Annotated in this window: 12 protein-coding genes and 1 pseudogene; 2 read left to right on the top strand and 11 right to left on the bottom strand. The window is 62.8% G+C overall.

Features of this window, described 5'->3' with window-relative positions; all coding sequences use genetic code 11:
* Positions 1-16 precede the first annotated feature (16 nt).
* The 6 genes and pseudogenes from selB to fdnG all read right to left on the bottom strand — a co-directional run.
* Positions 17-1,849, bottom strand: a pseudogene (gene selB / locus HB375_RS12820) (selenocysteine-specific translation elongation factor); the annotation flags it as partial.
* A complete protein-coding gene (gene selA, locus HB375_RS12815) occupies positions 1,846-3,246 on the bottom strand; it encodes an L-seryl-tRNA(Sec) selenium transferase (protein WP_167673732.1) in 1,401 nt (466 codons plus the stop codon). The pseudogene selB and the gene selA, both read right to left, overlap by 4 nt.
* A gap of 7 nt (positions 3,247-3,253) precedes the next feature.
* Positions 3,254-4,165, bottom strand: a complete 912-nt coding sequence (gene fdhE / locus HB375_RS12810) for a formate dehydrogenase accessory protein FdhE (protein ID WP_167673398.1) — start codon at positions 4,163-4,165, stop codon at positions 3,254-3,256.
* A gap of 96 nt (positions 4,166-4,261) precedes the next feature.
* On the bottom strand, positions 4,262-4,939 hold the full coding sequence (locus HB375_RS12805) for a formate dehydrogenase subunit gamma (protein ID WP_167673397.1): 678 nt from the start codon (positions 4,937-4,939) through the stop codon (positions 4,262-4,264).
* Entirely contained in the window at positions 4,939-5,886 is a 948-nt protein-coding gene (gene fdxH, locus HB375_RS12800) for a formate dehydrogenase subunit beta (RefSeq protein ID WP_167673396.1), read from the bottom strand. The genes HB375_RS12805 and fdxH overlap by 1 nt, the downstream gene beginning before the upstream one ends.
* Before the next feature lie 11 nt (positions 5,887-5,897).
* Entirely contained in the window at positions 5,898-8,981 is a 3,084-nt protein-coding gene (gene fdnG, locus HB375_RS12795) for a formate dehydrogenase-N subunit alpha (protein ID WP_167673395.1), read from the bottom strand.
* A gap of 170 nt (positions 8,982-9,151) precedes the next feature.
* On the opposite strand from fdnG, the gene fdhD reads away from it, so the two are divergent.
* On the top strand, positions 9,152-10,027 hold the full coding sequence (gene fdhD / locus HB375_RS12790; RefSeq protein WP_167673394.1) for a formate dehydrogenase accessory sulfurtransferase FdhD: 876 nt from the start codon (positions 9,152-9,154) through the stop codon (positions 10,025-10,027).
* Positions 10,028-10,205: 178 nt separating this feature from the next.
* Complete coding sequence (gene mazG / locus HB375_RS12785) at positions 10,206-11,075, top strand: nucleoside triphosphate pyrophosphohydrolase (RefSeq protein ID WP_167673393.1); 870 nt, start codon at positions 10,206-10,208, stop codon at positions 11,073-11,075.
* Here mazG and hflX read toward each other — a convergent pair.
* From hflX to ntrC, 5 genes are all read right to left on the bottom strand, one after another.
* Positions 11,043-12,437, bottom strand: a complete 1,395-nt coding sequence (gene hflX, locus HB375_RS12780; protein WP_167673392.1) for a GTPase HflX — start codon at positions 12,435-12,437, stop codon at positions 11,043-11,045. The genes mazG and hflX overlap by 33 nt on opposite strands.
* Before the next feature lies 1 nt (position 12,438).
* Positions 12,439-12,693 carry an RNA chaperone Hfq gene (hfq, locus tag HB375_RS12775; RefSeq protein WP_167673391.1) on the bottom strand — a complete coding sequence of 85 codons (255 nt, stop codon included), beginning with the start codon at positions 12,691-12,693 and terminating at the stop codon, positions 12,439-12,441.
* Positions 12,694-12,869: 176 nt separating this feature from the next.
* A complete protein-coding gene (ntrX, locus tag HB375_RS12770) occupies positions 12,870-14,240 on the bottom strand; it encodes a nitrogen assimilation response regulator NtrX (RefSeq protein WP_167673390.1) in 1,371 nt (456 codons plus the stop codon).
* The gene (locus HB375_RS12765; protein WP_167673389.1) at positions 14,237-16,480 is read right to left on the bottom strand and encodes a sensor histidine kinase NtrY-like; all 2,244 of its coding nucleotides are present in this window, start codon (positions 16,478-16,480) and stop codon (positions 14,237-14,239) included. Before HB375_RS12765 ends, ntrX begins: the two co-directional genes overlap by 4 nt.
* A gap of 84 nt (positions 16,481-16,564) precedes the next feature.
* Complete coding sequence (ntrC, locus tag HB375_RS12760) at positions 16,565-18,019, bottom strand: nitrogen regulation protein NR(I) (protein ID WP_167673388.1); 1,455 nt, start codon at positions 18,017-18,019, stop codon at positions 16,565-16,567.
* Positions 18,020-18,022: the final 3 nt, after the last annotated feature.

Here is an 18,022-nt window from a genome sequence, read left to right as displayed (position 1 = left end):
GGTCGAAAAACTCCAGAATCTGGATGGCGACTTTGCGCCCGTTTTCGACTCTGTCGCGGAACTGCGCCGCCGTGAACTGGCCCGAAGGAATGATTGTCGCGAGGTCCTGGACGATGCCGACCATCTCAGCCGTCGTCTCGCGCAGAAAGAAATGATCGTGCGCGATCTCATCGAGACGCCCTAAGCGACTGTTCAATTTGCAGAGCGCACGGATGTCCGCTTCCGGCTGATCGAGCATGCCGGCGATGTCGCGCACGCGGGGGGGACGAAAACGCTCGGTCTTACCAAGAAGCGGCCTGATCTGCGCCCACAGCCGCTCCTCTTTCTCATTCAGACGCACCTCATGGCCTGGCAGGCGCACCCATGAGCCCTCGATCACAAGCTTTCTCTCTCCGACCAGAATGCCGAGCGCGTTACGAAAGATGTCCGCTGGGAAACGCGGATCGGATTGCAGGCGCAACCGCTCGAAGCCCATGCCCTGCATGTCCGGATTCTGGGCATGAAATGTCTCAAGCGCAGCAATGATGTCATTCGTAAAGGATGCCCATGTCGTCGCGCCGAGAGCGATGACAGAAGAGCCCTCCAGACAAACAAGGCCGAGATCCTGCACAAGCGCTCGCACCGCCGTCAGCGCAAAGGCGCGGTCGCGGGCAAAGCGAGTCAGGTCGACATAGTGCGGCGGTGCTGCGGCAAGCGCGGCCATCGCTATTACAGGGTCGGCATGCGCTAGCGCGGTGAGCTGTGCACGCCGTTCCGGCCCCCGTCGGTGCCGGGCGGGGGCTCGCAAATCCAAAAGCGTTCCACCGCCGATGGTGCGCTGCGCTGACGTATCGCGCAGAACAAACGTATCCTGAGACGCGGCCGCGATGGGTGCATCGAGAACGAGTTGCACCATCGCGTCGCCGCCAGGTGGGATCGGCATGTCGTCGAGAAGGACGATCCGCGCGCCGACCTCCGTCGCCGCATGATGGAAGCGCGCGGGAAACCATTGGCCGATGGGGCGCGCTTCGCTTGGCAGGACGCGAAGGATCGCGTCGATCCGATCTGTCGGTGCGTGCAGAACAGGATCGAGTACCATGTCACCGCGAGCGATGGCATCTTTCGTGATGCCCTCCCCCGCGAGGTTGAGCGCACAGCGCTCCCCGGCCCTGCCCTGTTGCGCAGGCAGGTTCTGGGCATGGATTGAACGGATGCGGGCGGCACGACCGGAGGGGCTAATCGTAACGTGATCGCCGACGCGAGCGACGCCCGAGAGAACGGTTCCCGTTACGACAGTGCCTGCGCCTGCGAGGGTGAAGCTGCGGTCCACGGCAAGGCGGAAAAGGCCTTGCGCTTCCCTCTGACCAAACCTCGCCGCGGCTTCCTGCAAGCGCGCCTTCAGTTCTTCGATGCCCTCGCCCGTCACGACTGATACCGGGATGATGTTTGCGCCTTCGAGGCTTGTGCCCGCCAAAAGAGCTTCGACTTCCGCGACCGCCTTTTCGCGCTGCTCCTTCCCGGCGCGGTCCGCTTTGGTGAGAGCGACGAGCCCATGCTTCACGCCGAGCAGATCCATGATCGCGAGATGCTCGCGGGTCTGCGGCTTCACGGCTTCGTCGGCGGCGACGACAAGGAGCGCGAAATCGATCCCCGCCGCGCCGGCCAGCATCGTGTGGACGAAGCGCTCGTGCCCCGGCACATCGACGAAGCCGATCACATCGCCATTCGGCAGCGGCCAGTAGGCAAAGCCGAGGTCGATGGTGATGCCGCGCGCCTTCTCCTCCTTCAGCCGGTCCGTATCGACGCCCGTCAGCGCTTTGACGAGAGAGGTTTTTCCGTGATCGATATGGCCAGCGGTGCCGACGATCATGCCGCGGCTCCGCCGGAGAAGGACGCGAGGTTGCAGATGAAGTCCGCCTCGTCGGAAAGGCTGCGCAGATCGAAGATCAACGCGCCGCGCTCCACGCGCCCGATGATGGGCTTGGGCAGATCGCGGAAGGCGCGGCTTAGCGCCTCAAGCGCTTTGCCGCCACCTGGGGGCGTGAGCGCGAGACCTGCACTCGGAAGGGTTTCAAGCGGCAGTGCGCCTGAGCCAATCTGGCTTTGGCAGGACACGATCTCGACGGTCACATGGCCCGCGACGGCGCGGTGCAACGGAGGCGCAAGGCGCTGCGCCTGCGCTTCGATCTCGGCCACAGAACGTGCCAGAAGCCGCAGCGTCGGCAGTCGCTCGGCGAGACGGTCAGGGTCACGATAGAGTTTCAGCGTCGCCTCGCAGGCGGCAAGCCTGATCTTGTCCACCCGTAACGCGCGCTTCATCGGGTTGCGGTTGATGGCGGCAATCAGGTCCTTCCGGCCCACGATGAACCCGGCCTGCGGGCCGCCCAAAAGCTTGTCGCCGGAGAACGTGACGAGGTCGGCGCCGTCCGCTACGGCTTCGCGCACCGTGGGCTCCTTCGCGAGGCCATAGTGAGAGAGATCGACAAGGGTGCCGGAGCCGAGGTCGTTGACGAGATGGATACCCTTGTCGTGCACGATGGCGGCAAGCTCCCTAGCCGAGACCTCGGCGGTAAACCCTTCGATGCGGTAGTTCGACGTATGGACCTTGAGCACGAGGCCCGTCTCGGCGGACAGGGCGCCGGTATAATCCCGCGCGTGAGTGCGGTTGGTGGTACCGACCTCTCTCAGCTTCGCGCCGGCCCGCTCCATGATTTCGGGCATGCGGAATGCGCCGCCGATCTCGATCAGCTCTCCGCGCGACACCACGGCCTCCTTGCCGAGGGCCAGCGTGTTCAGCACCAGCAGCACCGCCGCCGCGTTGTTGTTGACGATGGTCGCGTCTTCCGCGCCGGTCAGCTCGCAGATCAGGTCCCGCACGTGATCGTCGCGCTCCCCCCTTGTGCCGGTCTCGAGATCGAATTCGAGGGCGACCGGATCACGCATGGCGGCGAGCGCGGCGGCGATGGCCTCTTCGGCCAGAACTGCGCGTCCGAGATTGGTATGCAGCACCGTGCCGGTAAGGTTGAACACGGGCCGCAAGGTGGCGCGCTGGCGATCCGCCAAGAGGTCGTGCACATCGGCAATAATGGTATCGACGTGGATGGAAGCGCCGCTCCGCAGCGCATCGCGCGCGTTCGCCAGCGCATCACGCACCGCGCCGGTCACGGCCTGGCGGCCGTGATCGTCGATCAGCGCCGCGATAAGGGGCTGGCGCAGCATTTGGTCGACGGAAGGGAGATCGCGAAACGCCGAGCCCGCCACCTGCATCATGGGTCTAAAACCCCAACAGGAACGGGTTGAAGCTGCCGCGCCGGTATTCGCTGTCGCGCAGGAGAAGGTCGAGCCCGAGGCTGGCGATATCGTCGGCGACGGGATCGAGCGACACGTCTTTTTGCTGGTAGAACACCTTCACGTAGCCGTGGCAGGTGTCGCAGCACTCGGCCTTGATCGTGCCCGGCCCGCCATCGATCTCGCGATATCCGACGCCCTTCGTGGAACTACACAGCACGCATTTGATGCGCACCACGTTCCAGAACGTGCCGCAGAGCGAGCAGCAGCAATAGCGCGCGCCTTCGGCTCCCATCCAGCCCACGATGAGCGAGGACACCGGCGGCCCACCGCATGCGGGACACACGCCATCGCTCACGCGCACGAGCTTTTCGCCATCCAAACGCGCCGCGAGCCGCGCGACATGCGCTTGCAGCCCGCCAGCGACATAAGCGTGTTCGGCAATTGCGTCGGCAGGGATGGCTTCCGAAAGTACGTTGCGGATCATCGCGGTGACCGTCCCCGGCCCGGCCTGCCTCACCACGCCCAAGGCCACCTCGGCCTCCTTCGGCTTATCGATGGAGGCAGCTGCGTCGAACATCAGGTCGAGCGTACGCGCGACGGCGGGGTCGAGGGAGAGACCACTGCGGTCGATGGGCGGCATGGCGAATTCGCGGGCGCGGGCGAGCGCGTCTTCGTCGGGCAAAGACGGCTCCGGCAATTGCGATTGAATGTCATGCTGCGCTTGCGCCAGAGCGGCGACAAAGCTGAGATACGCCCCCAGATCGCTCACTTCGGCCAGCGCCAAAAGCCTTTTCGCACGCTGCGCGAACATCACCTCCGGGTCCGGCAAGCGGGCGAAGGGCGGAGCCGGGATGCGGCCGATGGCGGAGGGATCAGGCTGAAGAGAACTGGTCATCAATCCTCACGAACCGCACGGGCCACGTGGTCAAGCTTCAAACCGATATAGGTCAGCGCTCGAACCCGACGAGTGCGGCCCGGCTGCGACGAAGGTTCACGGGCTGACCTTCCGCACGCTGACAAGCTCGCGCAGCCAGCGGCGGTGATGACGCCACGCCCAACCGCCAGTCACGTTGCCCTTCACCATGGCACGCAGCGTGCCCCGCACCCAGAAGGCGGCATAGACGTGGATGATCCAGACGCAGATGATGACCACGGCGGCGAGCGAATGAGTCAGCACGAGGACGCGGTTTTGCGGGATCGTGGTCACCCAAGTGAAATACTGCTCCCAGATCAGTAGTCCACTCGCGATCAGGATCAGGATCAGAACGGTCATGCTCCAGAAGATGAACTTCTGGCCTGCATTGTATTTTCCGACCTCCGGCATCCGCTCCTCGTGCCCGGCCAGAAGATCGCTGGCTTGAGAGAGCCAGACCGCGTCCGTCCGCGTCGGCAGGTTGGCGCGCCAGAAGCGGAAGAAAAGACCGGCGAAGCTGAAGAACAGGACCACGCCGATCCATGGGTGAATGGCACGCGTCACCTGCCCGCCGCCGAAGAGCGCCGTCAGGAAGAACAACGATGGGTGAAATAGCGAAAGGCCCGAGATCGCGAGGAGGATCAGGCACGTCGCCGTGACCCAATGGTTGATCCGCGCAGCCCCTCGGTACCGGTCAACGACCACCGGGCGTCCGGGATGGATCGCATCTCCTGGTTCGACGTCTTCGGGTTCCATCACGTTTCATCCCTTACCAGCCGTTCGGCATTGTCCTCATCCTCGCGCGTGACCCGGTTGGGGCCGACGAGCGTGGAATGGAGCAGACCAGCCGCTGCGGCGATCCCGATGGCGGCGAAGCCGACATACTTCGCAAGGCCCTTCCAGGCCTGAACCACCGGGCTGATCTTCGGGTCCCTCGGCAGATTGGAATAAATCTCCGGCTGGTCGGCGTGATGCAGGACATACATCACATGCGTGCCGCCGACGCCGGGAGGATCGTAGAGGCCGGCGTTGTCGTAGCCGCGCGATTTCAGGTCGGTGATGCGGCTTTCGGCCAACTTATTCATGTCGTCCTTCGTGCCGAAGGAAATGGCGTGTGTCGGGCAGGCCTTCGCGCAGGCCGGCCCCTGCCCCACCGCGACGCGGTCGGAACACAGCGTGCATTTATAGGCCGTGTGATCGACCTTCGAGATGCGCGGAATGTTGAAGGGGCAGCCCTTCACGCAATAACCGCAGCCAATGCAGTTCTCGTGCACGAAATCGACGATGCCGTTCGAGTACTGCACGATAGCGCCGGGCGCCGGGCAGGCCTTGAGACAGCCGGGATCGGCGCAATGCATGCAGCCGTCCTTGCGGATCAGCCACTCGAGATTACCAGTCTTCGGGTTGTCCCACTCCGTGAACCGCATGAGCGTGAACATGTCGGGTGTGAGGTCATGCGGGTTCACATAACTCCCGACATTGGTCTCGATCACCGGATGGGTGTCGTTCCATTCGATGCAGGCGGCTTGGCAGGCTTTACAGCCGATGCATTTCGACACGTCGATCAGCTTCGCCACCTCTTCGAGCTGCTGCGCGGGCGGCGGCACGGTAGAGGCGGAGCGGCGGATCAGGTCCTTCTCCGAGAACTGCGGAGGGACGCTCTGGACCGGAGGATTTGTCTGCGCGGTGTGTATCGGTGCCATCGCGTCTCTCCTCAGGAGGTCACTGGCGCGGTCGTGGGTTCGATGTTGACGAGGAACGCCTTGTATTCAGGCGTCTCGATATTGGCGTCGCCGACGAAAGGCGTGAGGGAGTTCGGTCCCCAGCCCTTCAGTGCGCGCCCCATGAAGCCCCAGTGCAGCGGAATGCCGATCACGTGCACGGTCTTGCCGTTGCAGACGAGCGGCTTGATGCGTTTCGTCACCATGGCCTTTGCCTTGACCGAACCGCGCTTCGACCACACGCGGACCCACGAGCCGTCGGCGATGCCCTTCTCAGCCGCAAGCTGCTCCGAAAGCTCGACGAAGAACTCGGGCTGAAGAACGGAATTCACCCAGTTGTGCTTGGTCCAGTAGTGGAAGTGCTCGGTGAGGCGATACGACGTCGCTGCATAGGGGAACTCCTCCGAGGTCGCGAACTGGGCCAAATCATCCTTGAAGACCCGGGCGACCGGATTGCCCCGGATCTTGGGCGCCATGACGTTTTCAATCGGCGCCTCGAACGGCTCGTAATGCACCGGGAATGGACCGTCGCGCATCAGCCCGCGGACGAACAGGCGCGCCGTGCCTTCCTGGTTCATGATGAAGGGGCCGACCACGTCGGGCTTGGCAGTCGGCGCGATGTCCGGCACGTCGTAGCCGGTCCATTTCTCGCCGTCCCACTCCAACAGTTTGCGGCTCGGGTCCCAAGGCTTGCCCTGGAGATCCGCCGAGGCGCGGTTGTAGAGAATGCGCCGGTTGAGCGGCCAGGCGAATGTCCAGCCGGGATAGGCCCCGGTATCGCCCGGGTCCGCGTTGTCGCGGCGGGCCATGTTGTTGCCCGCCTCGTTGAAGCAGCCGGAATAGATCCAGCAGCCGCAGGCGGTCGAACCGTCGTCGCGCAACACTGAGAAGTTGACGACTTGCTTTCCTTTCTCCAGCACGACCTTGGTCGGGTCGGCGGGATCGTGAAGCGTCTCGACGGCGTAGCCGTTGATCTCCTTCGCCAATTCCTCCGGCGTCGGCTCATCCGGATTCTGGTAGTTCCACGTCAGCTTGAGGATCGGATCCGGATAGGCACCGCCCTCCTTCTCGTAGAGTGCACGTAGGCGGCGATAGAGCTGCCCCATGATCCAGTTGTCGTGCCTGGCCTCTCCGGGAGGCGTGCCGCCCGCCCAATGCCATTGCAGCCAGCGGCCGGAATTGGTGAGGGAGCCGTCCTCTTCAGCAAAGCACGTCGTCGGAAGCTGAATAACCTCCGTTTGGATGGAGGCCGTATCGACGTCGTTATACTGGCCGTGATTTTCCCAGAAACGGGACGTCTCGGTATCGAGCGGATCCATGACGACAAGCCATTTTAGCTTGGAGAGGGATTCCGTGACCTTCTTCCGGTTGGGGAAGGCGAGCAGCGCGTTGAAGCCCTGGCAGAAATAGCCGTTGATGGCGCCGTCGTGCATCATCTCGAAGACACGCAGAACATCGTATTGCGGCACGTCGAGCTTCGGCAGGTAGTGATAGGCGAATTCGTTCTCCGCGTTCGCCGCATCGCCCCACATGGCCTTTTGGAAGCTGACGAAGAACTTCTTGTAGTTCTGCCAATAGCTTGTCTGGTTGGGCCGAAGTGGTTTGAAAGCACGGCTCGCCATGTATGTGCCGAAATCCTTCTCCTTCTCGACGGGAATGTTGAGATAGCCCGGCAGCAGGTTGGACATGAGGCCGACATCCGTCAGGCCCTGGATATTCGAGTGCCCGCGCAGGGCATTCATGCCGCCTCCGCGCACGCCGATATTACCCAGGATGAGTTGAAGCATCGCCATGGTGCGGATGTTCTGCGACCCCTTGGAATGCTGGGTCCAGCCGAGCGCGTACATCGACGTCATGGTTTTGGTCGGCGTCGAGCATTCCGAGATCATCTCGGCCACCTTTAGGAACTTGTCCTTCGGCGTGCCGCAGATGCGCTCCACCATTTCGGGCGTGTAAGCCGCCACATGGGCTTTCAGAAGGTTCCAGACGCAGCGCGGGTTTTGCAGCGTCTCGTCTACCATCGCAAAGCCGTCCAGCCCGATCTGGTATTCCCAGGTCGAGCGGTCATAGTCGCGTTTGTTGGGATCGTAGCCCGTAAAAAGCCCGTCTTGATAGGTGAAGCCCTCGTTCACTAGATAGGCCGCGTTGGTGAATGCCTTCAGATATTCCCACTGCACCTTGTTGTTCAGCATGCAGTAGTTGATGACGCCGAGCAGGAACGCGATGTCGGTTCCCTGCCGGATGGGCGCATAGAAATCGGATACCGAGGCCGAGCGGGTGAAGCGCGGATCGACGACGATCAGCTTGGCGCCGCGTGTCGCCTTGGCTTCAGTGACCCACTTGAATCCGCAAGGATGCGCCTCGGCGGCGTTGCCGCCCATGATGATGACGAGATCCGTGTTCCGAATATCGGTCCAGGAGTTGGTCATCGCGCCACGGCCGAATGTTGGGCCCAAACTGGACACCGTGGGGCCGTGTCAAACGCGCGCCTGATTATCGAAACAAACGATCCCTGTGCTGCGAACGACCTTGTAGGTCAGATACGCCGTCTCGTTCGTGGTGGCCGAGGCAGCGAGGAAACCGACCGTGGTCCAGCGATTGACCGGTATGCCATCCTTGTTGGCGGAGATGAAGTTGGCGTCGCGGTCAGTCTTCATGAGGCGGGCGACACGGTCGAGCGCCTGATCCCAGGAGATCCGCTCGAAAGTGCTCGATCCTGGCTTGCGCAGCATCGGATACCTGAGCCGCGTCTCGGATTTGACGAAATCCTTCAACGCCGATCCCTTCGGGCACAGGGTGCCGCGATTGGTCGGATGGTCGGCATCGCCTTCGATGTGGATGATGTCGGCGTTCTCACCTTTCCGGAGATCACCCTTGGAATAAAGGATGACGCCGCAGGCGACGGAGCAATACGGACAGGTATTGCGCGTCTCCATGGTGTTGACGAGCTTGAAGGGCCTGATCGCGGCGGCATGGGCCACCTCCAGATCCCCGAAGCCAAAGGCCCCGAGCGCGGTCCCTCCAACACCCACGCCGGCCGCCGTCAGGAAGCCGCGCCGTGAGAGTTCCACATTCATGGCAACCCTCCCTATGTTGAACGCCGTGAACGCATCTCACGCTGAATCTAGGTCAATTTTGAGGACTTCCAGAGCGAAGCTCCCCCTGAGACGATTGGCGCAGCCTAGGTTCCCCTCTCGACCGCCGTATTGACGAAAGCGGCGCACGCCACACATCCGAACGCGTGCCGATGGCGACGGCGGAGACATTGAAACCGACAGCGGAATCGTCCGATTCAGCAGAGCTGCACTCGCCCGTCGCGGTCGACGTGCCGACGCTGATCGTGCCCTTCGGCGACCGGCCCCCCTCAGCGGCTGACCGGCTCATCCCGGTCGAGACGCCGATCAATCTCGTCTACGCGACGATCCCCTTTGCCGTGATGATGGCGACGCCCTCGGACCTGGAGGATTTCGCCTACGGCTTCAGCCTCACTGAGGGCATCATCGAGCAGACGACGGATCTGCGCTCCATCCGCATTACAGAGAACGAGAGCGGCATCACGCTCGACATGGATTTGATCGCGGAGCGCCTGCACGCCCATCTGGCCAGGCGACGGGCGCTGACGGGGCGCACGGGCTGCGGGCTGTGCGGGATCGAAGATCTCAACGCCTTGCCCCGCGCCCACCCGCCCTCGCGGACGCCGCCGGTGGTTTCCGCCGAGAGCATCGGGAGGGCTCTGGCCGCCCTCGACGAGGCCCAGCCCCTCAACAACGAGACGCACGCGGTCCACGCGACCGCCTGGGCGAACCTTGACGGGCGTCTCACTGCGGTGCGCGAGGATGTCGGCCGCCACAACGCCCTCGACAAACTGATCGGCTATCTTTTGCGCAACGGGATTTCACCGGACGACGGCTTCGTCGTCGTCACCAGCCGGTGCTCGTTCGAGCTGGTGGAAAAGGTTGCGGCCTTCGGCGCCGGCACAATTGTCGCCATCTCGGCGCCGACCTCTCTCGCGCTCGAGCGCGCGCGGCTGCACAACATGACTCTCGTCGGCATCGCCCGACGCGATACGATGACCGTCTTTCACGGACGGGAGCGTATTTCCGCCTCAAGCGGCGAGGCATAGCGGCTTCCAACGCGCTTCATCGAGTTTCAGGAAGCGTTGCCGAAAACAGAATCCGCCAGGATTCAGCCGCAAGCTCATCGCGACCGAGGCTCTGGAAACGGCGACGTGACGCCCAATGACATTGTGCCCCTGAGCGTCCTCGCGTTATGAAGCGGCAGGACGATCCCGAGGCGCTTTGATGAAACCTTCCTCCGATATCGCACGGCTCCTGGAAATCATGGCGGCGCTCAGAACGCCTGTCACCGGATGCCCCTGGGACCTGGAGCAGAACTTCGCGACCATTGCCCCCTATACCTTGGAGGAGGCCTATGAGGTCGTGGACGCCATCGAGCGCGGCGATCTCGCGGATCTGAAGGAAGAACTCGGCGACCTGCTGCTTCAAGTGGTCTTTCATGCCCGCATGGCAGAAGAGCAAGGCGTTTTCGCCTTCCCCGATGTGGTCGAGGCCATTACGCGCAAGCTGATCCGTCGGCATCCGCATGTGTTCGGGAACGCTCGCGATCTTTCGCCAGAGGAAGTCAAGGGTCTCTGGGACTTTATCAAGCGCGAGGAGAAGGCCGAGCGCCGCGTCGAGCGCGAAAGGATGGGCGCGCTTCTGGAAGCGCATGACACCGGCTTCCTCGGCGGCATTCCGCCCGTCCTGCCGGCCCTGACGCGTGCCCAGAAACTCACCGCCAAGGCCGCGAAGGTCGGCTTCGACTGGCCGGACGCCGCGCAGGTGATCGACAAGATCCACGAAGAGCTGGAGGAGGTGAAGGAAGCGGCCTCTACCGGCAACAAGGATAAGATCGAGGACGAGATCGGGGATCTGCTGTTTGCCGTGACCAATCTCGCCCGTCATTTCGAGATCGATCCCGAGACGGCTTTGCGCCGGACGAACGCCAAGTTCGAGCGCCGTTTTCGCGCCATCGAGACTGCTCTCGAAAAGCGCAACAGAACGTTGGACGAGGCTTCGCTCGACGAGATGGAGGAACTCTGGGTCGAGGCCAAACGCGCGGAGCGCGAGGAGCTGTCTTCAGAGAACCCGGGCGGTGGGGAACCGGTTTAGGAAGCGGGGCTCTTTACCTGCAATCAGCCGCACGCGGAGCATCGAGCGCCCGTCCTCCAGCGTCTCGCGGCTCAAGATTTCCGTGTTCTCATGGAGCCAGGCGAGACCTTGCCCGTCCTCCGGCGCGACATTGACCTCGTAGGTCAAGCGCCCCGCCGACAGGTGCTGCTCGATGGTGGCGAGAAGCTCCGGTATTCCTTCTCCGGTCAGCGCCGAAATCAGGATGGGCCGCTGCTCGCTCTCTGCGCGGCTTGAGGTGACCGCCAGCCGTTCGCGGTCCTCAGCGTTAAGAAGATCCGCTTTGTTCCAGACCTCGATGATGCGGCGGTTATCGTCAGGATCGATCCCGAGTTCCCGTAGGACGACGGCCACGTCACCGGCTTGCGCTTCCGTCTCGCCATGGGAGACGTCGCGGACGTGGAGAAGGAGGTCCGCTTCGACCACGTCCTCAAGCGTTGCGCGGAAGGCGGCGACGAGCATGGTCGGCAGATCGGAGATGAAGCCGACGGTATCGGACAGGATCGCCTTTTCACCGTGAGGCAGATCGATGGCGCGGGAGGTCGGATCAAGCGTCGCAAACAGCATGTTCTCGGCCAGCACTTCGGCCGCCGTCATGCGGTTGAACAGGGTCGACTTGCCGGCATTCGTATAGCCGACGAGCGCGACGATGGGATACGGCACGCGGCGGCGGCTGGCGCGGTGCAGCGAGCGCGTCTTGATCACCGTCTCAAGCTCCCGCTCGATCCGCGTCATGCGCTCCTGAATCATGCGCCGGTCGGCCTCGATCTGGGTTTCGCCTGGCCCACCAAGGAAGCCGAAGCCGCCGCGTTGCCGTTCGAGGTGCGTCCACGACCGCACAAGCCGGCCCTTCTGATAGGACAAGTGCGCCAGTTCGACCTGCAGCGTCCCTTCCTTCGTGCGCGCCCGACGGCCGAAGATTTCGAGGATCAGACCGGTCCGGTCTATGACCTTCGCGCCCCAGGCCTTTTCGAGGTTCCGCTGCTGCACCGGGCTCAAGGCGCAGTCCATGACAACGAGGCCGATCTCCTCGGTCCGAATCAAGGCGGCCAGCTCGTCGACTTTGCCGCTGCCGATATAGGTCGCGGGACGGGGCGAAGCCAAAGGCGCAAGGAGCGAGCGGACGATGGCCAGATCGATAGCACCGGCAAGCCCCGTCGCCTCGTCTAGGCGAGCGTCCGCAGGCCGGGGATTGACCGCTTCGTCCCCAGCCTCAGTGGTGATCCGGCGCTTCCGGGTCAGGTAAGGTCCGATGACAAGCGTCCTGGTCCCTGCCGCAACCTCTTTCTCGGGTTCGGCCAGTTGTCCCAGACGATGTTCACCCGGCGTGCGTGGTTCCGTCACCTCAGGCCTTTTCGCCGACCTCGTCGATCTGATCGAACAACTGAACGGGCTGTCCAGGCATGATCGTGGAAATGGCATGCTTGTAGACGAGCTGAGAATGTCCGTCCCTGCGCAGAAGCACGCAGAAATTGTCGAACCAGGTGACGACGCCCTGAAGCTTTACGCCGTTCACTAAAAAGATCGTCAAGGGAATCTTGTTCTTCCGGACGTAGTTGAGGAAAGTGTCCTGAAGGTTCTGCGCGCGATCGCCCGCCATTGAAGTTGCCTCGTCAGCCCATCGCCGCCGGTCTTGGCTATGGGGCCGCCTATATGGTTGTCCGCATCCGTGCGGTCGTCGACCGGCCCCCTTATTACAGGGCGAAGAGTACCGTTACGCAAGGGGGAACATGGTGGTATGTCGCCCCCTTGGCATATTTTCTCCTCGACCGTGTCTTAGCTGCCAATCCCCAGCGACTTCAACTTTCGATGGAGGGCCGAGCGCTCCATGCCGATAAATTCCGCGGTGCGGGAGATATTTCCGCTGAAGCGGGCGATTTGCGCCAGAAGATATTCGCGTTCGAAGATTTCTCGCGCATCCCGTAGCGGCAGGCTCATGAGCTTTTCGCCGCCGGAGCCCCCCGGGGTCGTCGGGACAAGCGCTCCGATCTCGGATGGCAGCATTTCAGCGGTGACTTCGGCTTCCGGGTCACCCGAAGTCAGAATCATCAGGCGTTCGACATTGTTCCGCAGCTGGCGCACGTTCCCGGGCCAGTCATGCGATTGCAGGACGGCCATGGCGTCATCGGCGATGCAGCGCTTGGGAAGACCCGTGGTGGCCGAAATCTGGTCCATGAAGAACTCGATCAGCTCCGGCACATCCTCCCGACGCTCGGCGAGCGAAGGCACGCGGATCGGAATGACGCCGAGGCGATGGAACAGGTCTTCTCTGAACCGCCCCGCCGCGATCTCCGCAGACAAGTCCCGGCTCGAGGACGAGATGATGCGGACATCGACATGGACGCGCGTTGTGCCGCCGACGCGCTGGAAGTTTTGATCCACGAGAACACGCAAGATCCGGTTCTGCGTTTCGCGCGGCATGTCGGCGATCTCGTCGATATAGAGGGTGCCGCCATGGGCTTCTTCCAGCGCGCCGACGCGACGTCCCCTGCCCTCGTCGCCCTCCATGCCGAACAATTCGGCTTCCATATTCTCTGGCGTGATGGTGGCAGCAGAGACCACGACAAAGGGGCCGTTGGCCCGCGTCGAAAGGCCGTGGATGGTACGCGCCGTCAGCTCCTTGCCGGAGCCGGGCGCCCCGGTGATCATGATGCGGGCATTGGTGGGAGCCGCGCGTTCGACCGCCTGCCGAAGCTGGTTGATGACGATGGACTTGCCGGCAATGCGGCTCGCCTGCACAGAGCGGGCCCGCAGATCACGGACCTCGCGCTTGAGACGCGATGCCTCGAGCGCCCGCTCGGCGACCAGCACAAGCCGATCTGCCTTGAACGGCTTTTCGATGAAATCGTAAGCGCCCGCCTTGATGGCCGACACAGCCGTCTCAACGTTGCCATGACCGGAGATCATCACGACCGGCAAATCAGGGTGCTGCGCCTTGATGACGTCGAGGACTTGCAGCCCGTCGAGCCGGCTTCCCTGCAGCCAGATGTCGAGAAAGACGAGATGGGGGCGGCGCGCCTCGATAGCCGCCAACGCCTCATCGGAGCCCCCCGCCGTCCGCGTCCGGTGCCCTTCATCCTCGAGGATGCCGGCCACGAGCTCTCGAATGTCAACTTCGTCGTCGACGACCAGGATATCAGCGCTCATATGCTCGCCCTCTGCGTGTCGGTTCGGGCGCCGACCGTTTCTTCATTCGCCACTGTTTTAATCTTCGGTATCCACATGCGGACTTGTCCGCCACGTCCTGCGGGGTTGTCGACGAGATCCATGCCCCCACCATGCTCTTCCAAAATCTTACTCACGATCGGCAGGCCGAGCCCCGTGCCGCCCTCGCGGGTCGTCATGTAAGGCTCCAGAAGACGCTGCCGCCCCTCGACCGGAAAGCCTTTGCCGTTATCGGTCACGGCCAAAATCAGATAATCGGGATGTGTGTCATCCAGCAGCACCGAGATTTGACCCTTGCCCCGCTCCGGCTCGGGAACAGCGGCAATCGCCTCGGTCGCATTCTTCACGATATTGGTGACGGCCTGAGACAACAGCCGTCGGTCGAAGGGCGCAACAACGGGGCGTGAGGGGAGCTGATCGACGAACTGAATCTCGGTATGCGCGATCCGCATCATGAAAACCACCTGCCGGATCGTCTCCACCAGATCCTCGTCCCCGATGGTGGGTTTCGGCATCCGCGCGAATGAAGAGAACTCATCCACCATACGCTTGATGTCATCGACCTGCCGAATGATCGTGTCCGTGCATTGATCGAACACATCGCGGTCCGTCACGATGACCTTGCCGTACTTACGGCGGATGCGCTCGGCCGAGAGTTGGATCGGCGTCAGCGGATTCTTGATCTCGTGCGCGATGCGTCGCGCGACGTCGGCCCAGGCGGAGGTGCGCTGTGCAGCCACCAGATCGGTGATGTCGTCGAGCGTGATGACGAGATCCCTCTCTTCCATACGTGAATGCTCGCTGGTCACGCGGACGTTGATGGTCCGCTCCTTGCCCTTGCGCGTGATCTGAATTTGCTGCTGCGCGAGACGCTGGCGGCTGGCGCCCATTTCGGCGACGAGCATCGCGACTTCCGGAAGGATGGTCGTGATGGGATGGCCCAAGAGATCGTCGAGCGGAGTGCCCAGAAGCGCCTCTGTGGACGGGTTTGCGATGGTAATGATGCCCTGCGCATCGATGCCGATCACACCCGCGGACACACCGGCGAGGACCGCCTCGGTAAAGCGACGGCGACGGTCGATGAGATCGCTGGCGGCGGTCAGTCCATCATGCTGATGGCGCAACTCCGACGTCATCTTATTGAAGGTTTCGCCCAGGTGAGCGAGGTCGCCCTCGCCTCTTCGCACCGGCACTTGAACATAGAAATTGCCGCTTGCGACCTGATCGGTCGCGTGGATGAGCCGGCGAATGGGGGCTATGAGCCGATTTGCGAAATTCAGCCCGAACCAGATCGCCGACAGAAGCACAATGACGGCGATCAGCGTGAACATGGACGCAAAGGCGACCTGAATGCCTACCTTCTTTTGTTCCAAGGCCTCATAGAAGGCGACACCGGCTTCGGCTGCGGGCGGGAATTCGACGGCCCGAGGGTCGACCTCGCGGGCGACATAGAGAATGCGCCCCCCATGCGCCTCAAGCTTCAGGACAGACCGGAAAACATTGCCGCTGCGCGGAAAGAGGCAAAGAGCCTCCTTGTCGCTCGCCTCGTCGAGATCTTCCTTCGTCGGCTGCGGCACGCCCTCGAGGGGTCTTGCCTCCAGTTTCTCGACGACCGATCCATCGGGCTCGAGGATCATCGCAAGCGGGAATCCCAGAAAGACCGCGCGCGAGTTCATGAAGTCGCGAAAGACCTTGCGGTCGGCGTCGTAGAGCACCTTGGCGCGATTGAGATCCGCCGCCATGAGCTGGGTTTCGCGTGCCAGCGTGCGGCACTGCAGTTCCCGGTAAGAGCGCGCAATTTCAACGGTGTTGAACATCAGGTCCTTGATGGACCCGGTAAACCAGGGATCGAGACCTCGTTCCAGGGTGACAGTCGCAACCACCGCCACCAGGATGGCGGGAAGGACCGCGACCAGGCTGAACAGGCCGACGATCCGCACATGAAGGCCAGCCCCCGCTGCACCGGCCCGGCGTTCGCGCATCAGCTTTCTCGTCTGCCACGCGACAATGCCAAGGAGCAGGACGATCAGGGCGCCATTGAAGAAGAAGACCCACAGAACCACGTCGTGAGTCGGCAGAATCGGGGTCGCGCCCGCGAGCACAAGGAAGGTCGCCAGTGCCGAGGCAAGCGCCGTGAGCACCGCAAACGGCCCAAACCAGCCGAAGCTGCGTTGCGCCGCATCGCTCTGTTGGCGTTGTGATTGGTTGTCTTGATTAAGCAAGACCTGCCCCGTGAAAGCGGCGCTCGCTGGCACCCTTGGTTACGGGTGATGCACCATCACAACACTGTGGTCAAATTATTACAGCTACCGGCTCGTGCGGACGACCATCAACTCTAGGTTGCGAACCTTTTTCCTCAAAGTGTTGCGATTGACCCCGAGCAGTTCTGCGGCACGGATCTGATTTCCGCGGGTGGCCGCGAGCGCTGCGCCGATCAAGGGCCCCTCAATCTCCCGGAGGATTCGGTGGTACAGGCCGGGTGGCGGGAGAGAGTCCTTGTAACCGGAGAAGTATTCCGCCAGATGGCGCTCGACCGCGTCGGACAAGCCTTCCGAGGCCGCAGCCTGAACCGATTTGCCCGCCGGCTGCACGGCCGGCATCGGCTGCGCATCGAGTTCCGCGTCGACGATCGCTCCCGTGATCGTGTCCTGCGGATAAAGCGCCGCCAGGCGGCGGATCAGATTTTCGAGTTCGCGGACGTTTCCGGGCCAGCGATAGCGCTTCAGGCGATCCATCGCCTCCACGTCAAGCTGCTTGCGGGACAGCCCTTCCTTCTCAACCAGCACGAAGAAGTGTCGGACGAGATCGGGAATGTCCTCGACCCTTTCACGCAGCGGCGGCAGGCGCAATGGCACGACGTTGAGGCGGAAAAAGAGGTCCTCGCGGAAAAGACCCTGTTGGATCAGGACCCGTAAGTCCTTGTTCGTCGCTGCGATGATGCGGACATTGGTCTTGATCGGCACCCGTCCGCCGACGGTCGTATATTCGCCCTGCTGCAGCACGCGGAGAAGACGGGTCTGCGCCTCCATCGGCATGTCGCCAATCTCGTCGAGAAACAGAGTGCCGCCCTCGGCCTGCTCGAAACGACCCGTATTGCGCGCTGTCGCGCCGGTGAACGCCCCCTTCTCGTGGCCGAACAGCTCCGACTCGATCAACTCCCGCGGAATGGCCGCCATGTTGACTGCCACGAATGGCCCCTGACGCCGCTTGCCGTAGTCGTGCAGTGCGCGGGCCACGAGCTCCTTGCCGGTCCCGGACTCGCCGGTGATCATCACCGTCAGGTCCGTCGGCATCAGGCGAGCAAGCGCGCGATAGATCTCCTGCATGGCATGAGAGCGGCCGATGAGCGGGATATCCTCATTCTCGCCGGAGGAGCTGGGGTTGGATAGAACACGCGGCCGCGACAGGGCCCGACCAACGACTGCGACCAATTCCTTCAGGTCAAAGGGCTTCGGCAGGTATTCGTAAGCCCCGCGCTCAGAGGCCTTGATCGCGGTCATGAAGGTGTTCTGCGCGCTCATGACCACGATGGGCAGATCGGGCCGCAGCTTCTTGATGCGAGGAAGAAGATCGAAGGCGTTCTCGTCGGGCATCATCACGTCGGTAATGACGAGATCACCCTCCCCTTGAGCAACCCACCGCCACAGCGTTGCGGCGTTGCTCGTCGAGCGGACCTCATAGCCCGCCCGCGACAGCGCCTGGTTCAGCACGGTCCGGATGGCAGCGTCGTCGTCTGCAAGAAGGATCTGTCCACTCGGCATGGG

Source organism: Microvirga terricola (assembly GCF_011777495.1).
GTDB classification, from domain to species: domain Bacteria; phylum Pseudomonadota; class Alphaproteobacteria; order Rhizobiales; family Beijerinckiaceae; genus Microvirga; species Microvirga terricola.
The sequence above is the reverse complement of the archived record's forward strand: the minus strand, read 5'-3'. Positions and strand labels throughout refer to the sequence as shown.

What these genes read in the sequence shown, in the direction of transcription:
- fdhE (WP_167673398.1), bottom strand. Translation starts at nt 4,165, where the DNA reads ATGACCAGTTCTCTTCAGCCTGATCCCTCCGCCATCGGCCGCATCCCG.
- hfq (WP_167673391.1), bottom strand. Translation starts at nt 12,693, where the DNA reads ATGGCGGGCGATCGCGCGCAGAACCTTCAGGACACTTTCCTCAACTAC.
- selA (WP_167673732.1), bottom strand. Translation starts at nt 3,246, where the DNA reads ATGCAGGTGGCGGGCTCGGCGTTTCGCGATCTCCCTTCCGTCGACCAA.
- ntrC (WP_167673388.1), bottom strand. Translation starts at nt 18,019, where the DNA reads ATGCCGAGTGGACAGATCCTTCTTGCAGACGACGACGCTGCCATCCGG.
- ntrX (WP_167673390.1), bottom strand. Translation starts at nt 14,240, where the DNA reads ATGAGCGCTGATATCCTGGTCGTCGACGACGAAGTTGACATTCGAGAG.
- HB375_RS12805 (WP_167673397.1), bottom strand. Translation starts at nt 4,939, where the DNA reads ATGGAACCCGAAGACGTCGAACCAGGAGATGCGATCCATCCCGGACGC.
- fdxH (WP_167673396.1), bottom strand. Translation starts at nt 5,886, where the DNA reads ATGGCACCGATACACACCGCGCAGACAAATCCTCCGGTCCAGAGCGTC.
- fdhD (WP_167673394.1), top strand. Translation starts at nt 9,152, where the DNA reads ATGGCGACGGCGGAGACATTGAAACCGACAGCGGAATCGTCCGATTCA.
- mazG (WP_167673393.1), top strand. Translation starts at nt 10,206, where the DNA reads ATGAAACCTTCCTCCGATATCGCACGGCTCCTGGAAATCATGGCGGCG.